Origin of the sequence: Clostridium sp. JS66 (assembly GCF_033561535.1) — a bacterium.
In the GTDB taxonomy this organism is placed as follows: Bacteria; Bacillota; Clostridia; order Clostridiales; family Clostridiaceae; genus Clostridium_AM; species Clostridium_AM carboxidivorans.
Genome location: NZ_CP131467.1, coordinates 453,878 through 466,921 on the forward strand (window position 1 = coordinate 453,878; position 13,044 = coordinate 466,921).

Sequence of the window (13,044 nt, forward strand, 5' to 3'; positions counted from 1 at the left end):
GATTGCCATCTGCGGAGTAAGCGACCATAACAAAATCAAAGATTTTGAATGTCTGCTTATCTGGTGATAATGACATAAAGGTAACACCCGTTCCCATTCCGAACACGATGGTTAAGCTTTATAGTGCCGATGGTACTGCAGGGGAGGCTCTGTGGAAGAGTAGGTCGTTGCCAGGTTGTATTTGGCTGGATAGCTCAGTCGGTAGAGCAGAGGACTGAAAATCCTCGTGTCCCTGGTTCGATTCCTGGTCCAGCCACCAAAAACCTTAAGTAATACTTAAGGTTTTTTTGCTTATGAACAAATAATATACTTATTAACTTAAAAAATAAATTTGTCAGTGGTAAATTCACAATATTTTGATAAAAATATAAAAATGTGGTATAATTTTACTTAAGTATTATATTGTCATTTGTAGTTTTTTTAACAATTTCAATTAACATTTTATTTTTAATGCGCATTAAAAATAATTATTAATATTTTTAATTTACAGTAAAAATGTTTTAAATAAACGTATTAATGTATAGAAAGGGTGATCTTTATGGATTGGAAAAAACTATATAAAAGTAAATTAGTAAGTGCAAAAGAAGCAGTTTCTAATATAAAGTCTAATAGTAGAGTTGTTGTAAGCATTGCAGTTGCAGAACCTACAGAGCTTATAGATGCGTTGGTAGCAAATAAAGAAAACTATGAAAATGTGGAAGTAGTGCATATGGTAGATATGGGAAAGAGCGAATATGCACAAGAAGGAATGGAAAAGTATTTTAAATATAATTCTATATTTGTAGGTGCCAGTACCAAGGATGCTGTTAATTCTGGAAGATCAGATTTTACTCCATGTTGTTTTTATGAATTACCTAGATTATTTGAAGAGGGATATTTGCCTGTAGATGTGGTATTAATTCAAGTAAGCAAACCTGATAAACATGGCTATTGTAGTTTTGGAGTATCTAATGATTATACTAAGCCAGCAACAGACTGTGCTAAAATGGTAATTGCAGAGGTAAATGAAAATATGCCTAGAGTTTTAGGAGATTCATTTATACATATATCAGATATTGATTATATAGTAGAAACTTCACATCCCATAATGGAGTTAAAACAACCTAAGATAGGAAAGATTGAAGAAGCTATAGGGGAATATTGCGCTTCATTGATTGAGGATGGTTCTACACTTCAGCTTGGTATAGGTGCTATTCCAGACGCAGTATTGTTATTTTTAAAAGATAAAAAGGATTTAGGTATACACTCAGAAATGATATCTGATGGTGTAGTTGACTTGGTGGAATCAGGTGTAATTAATAATAAGAAAAAAACTTTGAATCCGGGAAAAATAGTAGTAACTTTTCTGATGGGTACAAAAAAGCTTTATGATTTTGTAGATGATAATCCCATGGTAGAGTCTTATCCTGTAAGTTATGTAAATGATCCTACAGTTATAATGAAAAATTCTAAAATGATTTCAATAAATTCCTGTGTTGAGGTGGATTTGATGGGACAAGTATGTTCTGAAAGCATAGGAATGAATCAGATAAGCGGAATTGGAGGACAAGTTGATTTTATAAGAGGAGCTAATATGTGTAAGGATGGAAAAGCTATTATTGCGATACCATCAACAGCAGCTAAAGGAAAAATTTCTAGAATAGTTCCATTAATAGAAAAGGGTACACCTATTACAACTTCCAGAACAGATGTAGATTACATTATTACAGAGTATGGTATTGCTAGACTTAAGAGTAAATCTTTAAAAGAAAGGGCTAGAGAGTTGATAAATATTGCTCACCCAGACTTTAGATCTTGGCTTATAGATGAATATGAAAAAAGGTTTAAAACTAAATTTTAAATATAATGTGACATAAGATTAAAGTGGTATAGTAAAATAAGCGTGACCAAAAATCACGCTTATTTCACTTTAATTTGAATTTATTTTAAATCATTGTAATTGGCTTTATATGGACACAATGTAGATATTAACTGCCTTGTAAACTTCAAATTTAAATGTTATAATTTATGATAAATTGTGAATTATTTATCCATTATTAATGTTCATTGTATCTATGTGTAGAAGGTTAAAAAACTGTTGAAAATGGATTAATAATTTCAATTAGAGTTTTACATTGAATATAGATTCATAAATTATGTAAGTAAAATTAATATTTAATTCAACCAAAGTTTTTTCCATTAGAATTAATTATAAGAATAGGAGGATTATTGAATAAGTCCTTATATGGATAATTGTTCAATGAAAAATTATGATAGATGAAAATAAAATTAAAACTGCAGTTAGAATGATTATTGAAGCAATAGGTGAAAATCCAGATAGAGAAGGGTTGCAGGAAACTCCTGATAGAATAGCAAGAATGTATTCTGAAATATTTGCAGGTTTGGATCAAAGTCCTGAGAAGCATTTAAAGAAAATTTTTACCGTAAAAAGTAATGACATAATATTAGAAAAAGATATACAGTTTTATTCTATGTGTGAGCATCACTTAGTTCCTTTTTATGGTAAAGCACATATAGCATATATACCTGATGGAAAAGTTGCAGGATTAAGTAAGTTGGCAAGAACTGTAGAGGTGTTTGCAAAAAGACCTCAGCTTCAAGAAAGGTTAACTGGACAGGTTGCTGATGCTATTATGGAGTATTTAAATGCTAAGGGAGTTATGGTAGTAGTAGAAGCAGAGCATATGTGTATGACAATGAGAGGTGTAAAAAAACCTGGAAGTAGAACTGTAACAGTAGTTACTAGAGGAGAGTTCCACGAGAATCATTATCTAAAAGATGAAGTGTATAAAATGATTAACCTTTAAAATAGGTTAATTAGTAGCAAGGAGTTGTAGATATTGGATAAAATTAATTCTATTTTAAATAATGAAAAGTTTAATGAATATGTTAAGAAAAATAAAAGATGCGAAAAAGATAGAAAATTTTGCAAACACAACCTACAACACTTTCTAGATGTAGCAAGAATAGCATATATATTAGTGTTAGAAAATAGAATAAATATTAGTAAAGATATTGTTTACGGCACGGCTCTTCTTCATGATATAGGAAGATGGGTTGAATATAAGGAAAATGTGCATCATGAAGTTGCTAGTAGTAAATTAGCAAAGGAAATATTAATAGAATCTGGATATGAAGTTGAAGAGATGGAGATAATTTTAAATACAATTCTAAGTCATAGGGAAGAAAACAACGAAAAGAACAGCTTTGCTCATATATTTTATTTAAGTGATAAACTTTCAAGAAACTGTTTTTATTGCAAGGCTGTAGATGAATGTAAATGGTCTGATGAAAAGAAAAACTATACTATAAATTATTAAGGTTACAGTATAGTGAATTTTAGTATAATAAGCATAATGCGACATAAAGGTGCAGTAGAAGTTTGAATTTTAACTTTTACTCCGTGATATATGATAAGTGTTTTATCACGGCTAAATGTTTTAATTATTCTAAAGCTTGAAGATTTGGAAAACCTAAGAACTTTGTCAAACTCGGTTCCCTCAAACAGGACTAAAGTTCTAAGGCTTTCCAAATCATCAAGCTAAGAATAATATTAAAACAATTTAGCTAATATGATGAAACACTTATCATATATCACTGCATAAAAGTTAAAATTCAAACTAGTAACTTCAAGTGTAAGTACCTAAGTGCATTATTATAGACAATTTTAGTAAGTAAAAATTATATTTATAACTATAACTTATAATGATCAAAAATTGATGCGAAGTATTATTGAAAAATATATAAATATTTAAAATACAGCTGAAAGTTACTTCGCTTACATACGCTTGTGTCACATTATTTTTAAATTCTGAATAACTAACATATCTAGAATGAGGAGGAAAAAATGAAATGGATAAGATGTATATAGAGAACTTGCAAGTTTATGGATTTCATGGCGTGAACCAGCAAGAAAAAGATATGGGACAAAGATTTATTATATCTGCAGAACTTTTTTTAGATTTAAAAGAAGCTGGAGATAGTGATAATTTAAATAAAACAGTAAATTATGCAGAATTATGTTTTGAAATAGAGGAACAATTTACAAAACAAAAATATGATTTGATTGAAAGTGCAGCTGAAAAGCTTGCGGAATTTATTTTATTAAAATATGAAATGGTTCAAAGAATAAAATTAAAAATAAAAAAGCCATGGGCACCTATAGGTAAACCAGTAGAGTATGTAGCTGTAGAAGTTGATAGAAAGTGGCATAAAGTATATATTGCAATAGGATCTAATATGGGCAATAAAGAAAAAAATTTACTTTCAGCTATAGAACTAATAAATAAATCAACTGTTACGAAAGTTGTAAATGTATCTAAATTTTATGAAACAGAACCTGTAGGTTATGTAGATCAGGATAATTTTTTAAATGGTGCAATAGAGGTAAAGACACTTTTATCGCCTAAAGGATTGATGAAGTTTATGTTGGAAAAAGAGAAAGAATTAAAGCGTGAAAGAATTATTAAATGGGGACCTAGAACAATAGACTTAGATATTTTGCTATATGATAATTTAGTGACTTGTGAACAAGATATTATAATTCCGCATCCAAGAATGGAAGAAAGGATGTTTGTTCTAAAACCATTAGCTGATATAGCACCATATATTGTGCATCCTTTATTAAATAAAAGAATTGTGGATTTGATGAATAAGTTTATAGGAGAAAAAGCATAATAAAAATAAACTTGTTTATGGCGAAACAATATATTTAAGCGTAAACTTATCCTAGAGTATCCTTATAAGAAATATGAAGTAAAGTATCAAAAATTATATCTATTTATAGAATAATATCAAAAAATTAGAGAAAACTAAATATACTAGTATAAGTTTAAGTGGTATCATAATACATGTTGTTGAGTTGATCAGTGATTTGCTCAATAAATTTTCAATATAAATTCATTGACAAAACATGAAATGATGTGATACAATTTACAAGCTGTGTGATGCAGCAAGCTTAACAAAAAAGAATTTGAAAAAAGTTCTTGACAAGGTTAAGCAAACATGATAAGATATAAAAGTCGCTGAGATGCGGCAAGATCCTTGAAAATTAAACAGAGTGAAAGTAAGATATAAATCTTATTTTAAATAAGCCAGTATTAGTTAAACTAACAAGTTTAACGTCAATAATTTGAGTATAGATTAAACTTTTAAATTGAGAGTTTGATCCTGGCTCAGGACGAACGCTGGCGGCGTGCTTAACACATGCAAGTCGAGCGATGAAATCCCTTCGGGGATGGATTAGCGGCGGACGGGTGAGTAACACGTGGGCAACCTGCCTCAAAGTGGGGGATAGCCTTCCGAAAGGGAGATTAATACCGCATAATATTAGTTTTTTACATGAATTACTAATTAAAGGAGTAATCCGCTTTGAGATGGGCCCGCGGCGCATTAGCTAGTTGGTGAGGTAACGGCTCACCAAGGCCACGATGCGTAGCCGACCTGAGAGGGTGATCGGCCACATTGGAACTGAGACACGGTCCAGACTCCTACGGGAGGCAGCAGTGGGGAATATTGCACAATGGGCGAAAGCCTGATGCAGCAACGCCGCGTGAGTGATGAAGGCCTTCGGGTTGTAAAGCTCTGTCTTTGGGGACGATAATGACGGTACCCAAGGAGGAAGCCACGGCTAACTACGTGCCAGCAGCCGCGGTAATACGTAGGTGGCGAGCGTTGTCCGGATTTACTGGGCGTAAAGGATGCGTAGGCGGATGTTTAAGTCAGATGTGAAAATCCCGAGCTTAACTTGGGAACTGCATTTGAAACTGGATATCTAGAGTGCGGGAGAGGAGAATGGAATTCCTAGTGTAGCGGTGAAATGCGTAGAGATTAGGAAGAACACCAGTGGCGAAGGCGATTCTCTGGACCGTAACTGACGCTGAGGCATGAAAGCGTGGGTAGCAAACAGGATTAGATACCCTGGTAGTCCACGCCGTAAACGATGAATACTAGGTGTAGGAGGTATCGACTCCTTCTGTGCCGCAGCTAACGCAATAAGTATTCCGCCTGGGAAGTACGATCGCAAGATTAAAACTCAAAGGAATTGACGGGGGCCCGCACAAGCAGCGGAGCATGTGGTTTAATTCGAAGCAACGCGAAGAACCTTACCTAGACTTGACATCCCCTGAATTACCTGTAATGAGGGAAGCCCTTCGGGGCAGGGAGACAGGTGGTGCATGGTTGTCGTCAGCTCGTGTCGTGAGATGTTAGGTTAAGTCCTGCAACGAGCGCAACCCTTATCATTAGTTGCTACCATTAAGTTGAGCACTCTAGTGAGACTGCCCGGGTTAACCGGGAGGAAGGTGGGGATGACGTCAAATCATCATGCCCCTTATGTCTAGGGCTACACACGTGCTACAATGGTGAGTACAGAAAGATGCAAGACCGTGAGGTGGAGCAAAACTTTTAAAACTCATCTCAGTTCGGATTGTAGGCTGAAACTCGCCTACATGAAGCTGGAGTTGCTAGTAATCGCGAATCAGCATGTCGCGGTGAATACGTTCCCGGGCCTTGTACACACCGCCCGTCACACCATGAGAGCTGGCAACACCCGAAGTCCGTGAGGTAACCGTAAGGAGCCAGCGGCCGAAGGTGGGGTTAGTAATTGGGGTGAAGTCGTAACAAGGTAGCCGTAGGAGAACCTGCGGCTGGATCACCTCCTTTCTAAGGAGTCGACAAAGTAGGTAATTCTACTTTGAAGGTTTATTTAATAGCTCTGTTTAATTTTGAAGAATCTAATTCTTCAAATTGTTCTTTGAAAATTGCACAGTGAATATAACTTTTAAATTAAAAGTAAAGCTAAAGGTAAAACTACTTATTATATAAGTAAAAAAACCTTTGTAGATTTTAACTAAGAAAATTGTTGAAAGACAATTTTTACATGAATGGTCAAGCTACAAAGGGCGCATGGTGAATGCCTTGGCACCAGAAGCCGAAGAAGGACGTGATAAGCTGCGATAAGCTTTGGGTAGGCGCAAATAGCCTGAGATCCAGAGATTTCCGAATGGGGAAACCCACAATGCTAACGCATTGTACTGTAAACTGAATACATAGGTTTATGGAGGTAAACCCGGGGAACTGAAACATCTAAGTACCCGGAGGAAGAGAAAGAAAAATCGATTTTCTGAGTAGCGGCGAGCGAAAGGGAAAGAGCCCAAACCAGGAACTTGTTCCTGGGGTTGCGGATAGATCATAACTAAAAGCAGGAATTAATTGAAGAGAGCTGGAAGGCTCCGCCATAGAAGGTAACAGCCCTGTAAGTGAAAATGGAAGCTTTTAAGATCTAATCCAGAGTACCACGAGACACGTGAAACCTTGTGGGAAGCAGGGAGGACCACCTCCCAAGGCTAAATACTAACTGGTGACCGATAGTGAAGCAGTACCGTGAGGGAAAGGTGAAAAGAACCCCGGAAGGGGAGTGAAATAGAACCTGAAACCGTGTGTCCACAACCGGTCGAAGCACTTTTATGTGCGACGACGTGCTTTTTGTAGAACGAGCCAGCGAGTTACGGTATGTAGCAAGGTTAAGTACTTAAGGTACGGAGCCGAAGGGAAACCGAGTCTGAATAGGGCGAAAAGTTGCATGTCGTAGACCCGAAACCGGGTGACCTATCCATGGCCAGGATGAAGCGGAAGTAAAATTCCGTGGAGGTCCGAACCACGTTGGTGTTGAAAAACCATGGGATGAGCTGTGGATAGCGGAGAAATTCCAATCGAACTCGGAGATAGCTGGTTCTCCTCGAAATAGCTTTAGGGCTAGCGTTGAGATTGAGTAGTGGAGGTAGAGCACTGAATGGGCTAGGGGCTGACAACAGTTACTGAACCCTATCAAACTCCGAATGCCATATACTTGTATCTCAGCAGTCAGACTGCGAATGATAAGATCCGTAGTCAAAAGGGAAACAGCCCAGATCATCAGCTAAGGTCCCAAAGTGTAAGTTAAGTGGAAAAGGATGTGGGATTTCTAAGACAACTAGGATGTTGGCTTAGAAGCAGCCACTCATTTAAAGAGTGCGTAATAGCTCACTAGTCAAGAGATCCTGCGCCGAAGATGTCCGGGGCTAAAACTTACCACCGAAGCTATGGGCTCGAAAGAGCGGTAGAGGAGCTTCCTGTATGGAGTGAAGTCGTACCGAAAGGAGCGGTGGACTGTACAGGAGTGAGTATGCTGGCATAAGTAGCGAGAAATAAGTGAGAATCTTATTGGTCGAAAATCTAAGGTTTCCTGAGGAAGGCTCGTCCGCTCAGGGTTAGTCGGGACCTAAGCCGAGGCCGAAAGGCGTAGGTGATGGACAATCGGTTGATATTCCGATACCGCCAATTGACGTTATTACAAATGGGATGACGCAGGAGGATAGGATGTGCACACTATTGGATGTGTGTCTAAGCACTTAGATAGATCAGACAGGCAAATCCGTCTGGTTAATGTTGAGGTGTGATGGGGAGTGGCTTTATGCCGCGAAGTATCTGATTCCACGCTGCCAAGAAAAGTCTCTATGGAGGATGTTGGTGCCCGTACCGCAAACCGACACAGGTAGGTGAGGAGAGAATCCTAAGACCATCGGAAGAATTGTTGTCAAGGAACTCGGCAAATTGACCCCGTAACTTCGGGAGAAGGGGTGCCTATGAAAGTAGGTCGCAGAGAATAGGCCCAAGCAACTGTTTAGCAAAAACACAGGTCTCTGCTAAAGCGAAAGCTGAAGTATAGGGGCTGACGCCTGCCCGGTGCTGGAAGGTTAAGGGGAATACTTAGCGCAAGCGAAGGTATGAACTTAAGCCCCAGTAAACGGCGGCCGTAACTATAACGGTCCTAAGGTAGCGAAATTCCTTGTCGGGTAAGTTCCGACCCGCACGAATGGCGTAATGACTTGGGCACTGTCTCGACAACAAATCCGGCGAAATTGTAGTGCAAGTGAAGATGCTTGCTACCCGCGATTGGACGGAAAGACCCCGTAGAGCTTTACTGCAGCTTAGCATTGAGTTTCGATATTGTCTGTACAGGATAGGTGGGAGACTGCGAAACAGGGGCGTCAGCTTCTGTGGAGTCATCCTTGGGATACCACCCTGACAGTATTGGGATTCTAACCGGCGGCCATGAAACTGGTCACGGGACATTGTTAGGTGGGCAGTTTGACTGGGGCGGTCGCCTCCAAAAAAGTAACGGAGGCGCCCAAAGGTTCCCTCAGAACGGTTGGAAATCGTTCGAAGAGTGCAAAGGCAGAAGGGAGCCTGACTGCGACACATACAGGTGGAGCAGGGACGAAAGTCGGGCTTAGTGATCCGGTGGTTCCTCGTGGGAGGGCCATCGCTCAACGGATAAAAGCTACCTCGGGGATAACAGGCTGATCTCCCCCAAGAGTCCACATCGACGGGGAGGTTTGGCACCTCGATGTCGGCTCGTCGCATCCTGGGGCTGAAGTAGGTCCCAAGGGTTGGGCTGTTCGCCCATTAAAGCGGCACGCGAGCTGGGTTCAGAACGTCGTGAGACAGTTCGGTCCCTATCCGTCGCGGGCGTAGGAAATTTGAGAGGAGCTGTCCTTAGTACGAGAGGACCGGGATGGACTGACCTCTGGTGTACCAGTTGTTCCGCCAGGAGCATGGCTGGGTAGCTATGTCGGGACGGGATAAACGCTGAAAGCATCTAAGCGTGAAACCCACCTCAAGATTAGATTTCCCATAGCGTAAGCTAGTAAGACCCCTTGAAGAACACAAGGTTGATAGGTCAGAGGTGTAAGCATGGTAACATGTTCAGCTGACTGATACTAATAGGTCGAGGGCTTGACCAAATAAATTCACTGTGCAATTTTGAGATAACAAAATCTCTAAAAAACTGAATAGAAATGTAGACTAAAGATTTGATACGTTGGTTTTCTTTTTAAAGGAAACTCCACAGATTGCCATCTGCGGAGTAAGCGACCATAACAAAATCAAAGATTTTGAATGTCTGCTTATCTGGTGATAATGACATAAAGGTAACACCCGTTCCCATTCCGAACACGATGGTTAAGCTTTATAGTGCCGATGGTACTGCAGGGGAGGCTCTGTGGAAGAGTAGGTCGTTGCCAGGTAATGCGTTCCGCGATAGCTCAATGGTGGAGCACTCGGCTGTTAACCGATAGGTTGAAGGTTCGAATCCTTTTCGCGGAGCCAATTTTATATGAATGATCAAAGACTGTAAGATATACAGTCTTTTTTTACGTTTAAAATAAATACTTAGTCTTATAATTTAAAAATTTTGAGCTAAGAATAATATTAAAACAATTTAGCTAATGTGATGACACCCTTATCATATATCACTGCACAAAAGTTAAAATTCAAACTAGCAACTTCAAGTGAATGTACATAATTACATTGCTATAAGTAATTTTAGTAAGCCACAATCATATTTATAACTATAAAATTTATAGCGTTTAAAATTAAGCCGTAGCCTGATGTTGGCCTAATATATTTAGTTTAATTCTATTCTGTAAAAATATCTTAAAAGAAACTTATTATTTTTGCAGACTGCACCATAAGATATTATTAAAATAGCTGAAATATACATAAACTAGATAATAAGTATTATGAAAGATACGCTTTTTTCTGAAGAGCTATAATTATAATGTATTATAAGCAATTTTTCATATTAGAATTACAATATTTACTACACAACTTTTTAGGTAGAGGGAGCATTGAATATATGGTGTATAAAAGCTTTTGAGAGAATTTTAGACATTAGACCTCCTTAATGAACGGTTGGCTTTTATACACCATATATTCAATGCGGACTCCACCTAAAAAGTTGTGTCGCAATATGCCTATTTTATAAAGATATATTACTTTCTAATAACGGATTTAAAGTTGTTTAATTTTACTGTTTAGCTATTTTTTTACCATCACTTAGTAGAACAATACTTCCATCTACATCAGTTCTATAAATTTGTACTTTTCTATTCTTGAGTTCTGTTAATGTTTCATGATGAGGATGTCCATATTTATTATTTTTACCACAGCTTATTACTGCTATTTTAGGATTAACCTTATCTAAAAATTCCTTAGATGACGAGGATGTACTTCCATGATGCCCAACTTTTAATACATCAGCAGATAGATCAAAGTTTTTAGATAACATTTCCGTTTCACTAATTTTTTCAGCATCACCAGTAAATAAGAATTTTGATTCACCATAAGTTATTTTAATGACTATTGAATAATTATTAGTATCTTTATATTTATCGTTGTTCGGAGCTAACATTTGACAAGTTACATTTTTGCCTAAGTCTAAGTCCATACCGGCTTTACCTGCGTTTATTTTAAGATTTTTACTTTTTAGTGCAGTTACCATATTCTCAAAAGTTCTAGTATTTGTCAATTTTTTTGGGGCATAGAATTCACTTATATCATATTTTTTTATTACAGAACTCATACCGCCTATGTGGTCTTCATCAGGGTGTGTTGCAATAACATAATCGATTTTTTTTATGTTCTGCTTGTTTAAGTAGCTCATAAGTTTATCTATACTTTCATTTGGACCTGCATCTATGAGAAGATTCTTACCATTAACTTGAATTAATTCACTATCTCCTTGTCCTACATCAATATAGTTTACTTTTATAACATTTTGATTGTTTTTAATCGGATTATTTGATGCATTTTTTGTAGTACTACATGCTGAAAAAGTAAATATAACTACAAATAATGAAACAATAACCTTAAAAAACTTTTTGTGAAATTGCATTTTTTTACCTCCTAAATAGTAGTTTAAATATTAATACAAACATAAGTTTAGCATTTTTTATTAATAAGTGAAAGTAAATTTTTAATGTATACAATAAATGTAAATTTTTTGTTAGTTTTTCACTACTAGACTACGTTTTAATGATATAATAACATAGGGATTTATTTTATAAATATTTATTATATGAAAAGGAGAGAAATTAAAATAATGAAAACTATTTTATTTTATTTAGATTTTTTTATCTATATGTTTATGGCAGTTTTTAAAAAAAATAAAGTAGAAGCATTAAGAAAGAAAGGAAAATTCCAAGAGGCTGAAAGTAAGATAAATGAATATGTCAAGGAGTGGGCTTCACATGTATTAAATAAGGTTGGTGCAAAGATAGATGTAGAGGGAAAAGAAAATATTAAGAAAGAAACTTGTGTTTATGTAGTAAATCATCAAGGTTTTTTGGACATACCTGTGTTAATTTCGGCTTTAGATGAGTCAGTTGGCTTTATAGCTAAAAAAGAAATATTAAAGTTTAAAATGATGGGTTATTGGATGAAGGAAATTCATTGTATATTTATGGATAGAAATAATATAAGAGAATCTATGAAAGCCATAAATGAAGGTATTGATAACTTGAAGAATGGGTACAGTATGGTTATTTTTCCTGAAGGTACAAGGAGCAAAGGACCTAAAGTTGGAGAATTTAAAAAAGGAAGCATGAAGCTAGCTTTAAAAGCTAAAGTTCCCATAATTCCTGTAGCAATAAGTGGAACATATAAGCTTCGTGAAGGGAATAGGATGAGTGCTATAAAGTCTGGAAGTGTAACAGTTACTATATGTGAGCCTATATATACAGAACATTTGTCTAAGGAAGAGCAGACCAATCTTGCTGATAAGATAAAATCTATAATAGAGAATAATATCAAGTAAAATTTTATTGATTGATGTATATAAATAAAGCATTAAGAACTTAGTTTTGTATCACTATAAACTAAGTTTTTTTTTATGTTAATTTTTATTAGCTAAAAGAATGTGGTATCTTTGATAATAGTCCAATTATACACGTAAAAAGTCCTATTTATGAATTAAAACGGTTAAAATGAAGAAAAAGTTAATTAAAATTACAAAAATACGAAAAATTTTATTTGATAATTCAAAATATAAATGATACAATGTAAGCATAAATATACTTGAAATATAGATTATATAATAAAATTATTAATAAATATTCATAGAAACTGTATAAAAATTAATTCAGCAAGAAATGGGATAAAATTCGTATTTGCAATTAAGCACGAAAACGCATTCAAAAATTAGCTAAAAACCAACAATCCAAT

At 36.1% G+C, this 13,044-nt stretch carries 6 protein-coding genes, 2 tRNA genes and 4 rRNA genes; 11 read left to right on the forward strand and 1 reads right to left on the reverse strand.

Annotated elements, in window-relative coordinates:
- Positions 1-59 precede the first annotated feature (59 nt).
- The 10 genes from rrf (Q6H37_RS02115) to Q6H37_RS02160 all read left to right on the forward strand — a co-directional run bounded on the left by rrf (Q6H37_RS02115) (position 60) and on the right by Q6H37_RS02160 (position 10,149).
- A 5S ribosomal RNA gene (gene rrf, locus Q6H37_RS02115) occupies positions 60-176 on the forward strand.
- 7 nt (positions 177-183) lie between these two features.
- Positions 184-259: transfer RNA gene (locus Q6H37_RS02120), tRNA-Phe, on the forward strand.
- A gap of 279 nt (positions 260-538) precedes the next feature.
- On the forward strand, positions 539-1,840 hold the full coding sequence (locus Q6H37_RS02125) for an acetyl-CoA hydrolase/transferase family protein (RefSeq protein ID WP_318738952.1): 1,302 nt from the start codon (positions 539-541) through the stop codon (positions 1,838-1,840).
- Between the two features lie 412 nt (positions 1,841-2,252).
- Positions 2,253-2,807: a GTP cyclohydrolase I FolE gene (folE, locus tag Q6H37_RS02130; RefSeq protein WP_318742900.1), complete on the forward strand. Its 555-nt coding sequence runs from the start codon at positions 2,253-2,255 to the stop codon at positions 2,805-2,807.
- 33 nt (positions 2,808-2,840) lie between these two features.
- Complete coding sequence (locus Q6H37_RS02135) at positions 2,841-3,320, forward strand: HD domain-containing protein (protein WP_318738953.1); 480 nt, start codon at positions 2,841-2,843, stop codon at positions 3,318-3,320.
- A gap of 532 nt (positions 3,321-3,852) precedes the next feature.
- Positions 3,853-4,677, forward strand: a complete 825-nt coding sequence (gene folK, locus Q6H37_RS02140) for a 2-amino-4-hydroxy-6-hydroxymethyldihydropteridine diphosphokinase (RefSeq protein ID WP_318738954.1) — start codon at positions 3,853-3,855, stop codon at positions 4,675-4,677.
- A gap of 474 nt (positions 4,678-5,151) precedes the next feature.
- Positions 5,152-6,663, forward strand: a 16S ribosomal RNA gene (locus Q6H37_RS02145).
- A gap of 223 nt (positions 6,664-6,886) precedes the next feature.
- Positions 6,887-9,785 (forward strand): 23S ribosomal RNA (locus Q6H37_RS02150).
- A 165-nt stretch (positions 9,786-9,950) separates the two neighbouring features.
- A 5S ribosomal RNA gene (gene rrf / locus Q6H37_RS02155) occupies positions 9,951-10,067 on the forward strand.
- The 16S, 23S and 5S rRNA genes sit together here with 1 tRNA gene alongside, the layout of an rRNA operon.
- Positions 10,068-10,074: 7 nt before the next feature.
- A tRNA-Asn gene (locus Q6H37_RS02160) sits at positions 10,075-10,149 on the forward strand.
- A 700-nt stretch (positions 10,150-10,849) separates the two neighbouring features.
- On the opposite strand, the gene Q6H37_RS02165 is transcribed toward Q6H37_RS02160, so the two are convergent.
- Positions 10,850-11,716, reverse strand: a complete 867-nt coding sequence (locus Q6H37_RS02165) for a ComEC/Rec2 family competence protein (protein WP_318738955.1) — start codon at positions 11,714-11,716, stop codon at positions 10,850-10,852.
- Between the two features lie 207 nt (positions 11,717-11,923).
- Here Q6H37_RS02165 and Q6H37_RS02170 point away from each other — a divergent pair, with 207 nt between their 5' ends.
- Positions 11,924-12,637: a lysophospholipid acyltransferase family protein gene (locus Q6H37_RS02170; RefSeq protein ID WP_318738956.1), complete on the forward strand. Its 714-nt coding sequence runs from the start codon at positions 11,924-11,926 to the stop codon at positions 12,635-12,637.
- Positions 12,638-13,044: the final 407 nt, after the last annotated feature.

Bases quoted from the DNA above. Each gene is read 5' to 3' on its own strand.
- Q6H37_RS02170 (WP_318738956.1), top strand. From the start codon at position 11,924: ATGAAAACTATTTTATTTTATTTAGATTTTTTTATCTATATGTTTATG.
- Q6H37_RS02125 (WP_318738952.1), top strand. From the start codon at position 539: ATGGATTGGAAAAAACTATATAAAAGTAAATTAGTAAGTGCAAAAGAA.
- Q6H37_RS02165 (WP_318738955.1), bottom strand. From the start codon at position 11,716: ATGCAATTTCACAAAAAGTTTTTTAAGGTTATTGTTTCATTATTTGTA.
- folK (WP_318738954.1), top strand. From the start codon at position 3,853: ATGGATAAGATGTATATAGAGAACTTGCAAGTTTATGGATTTCATGGC.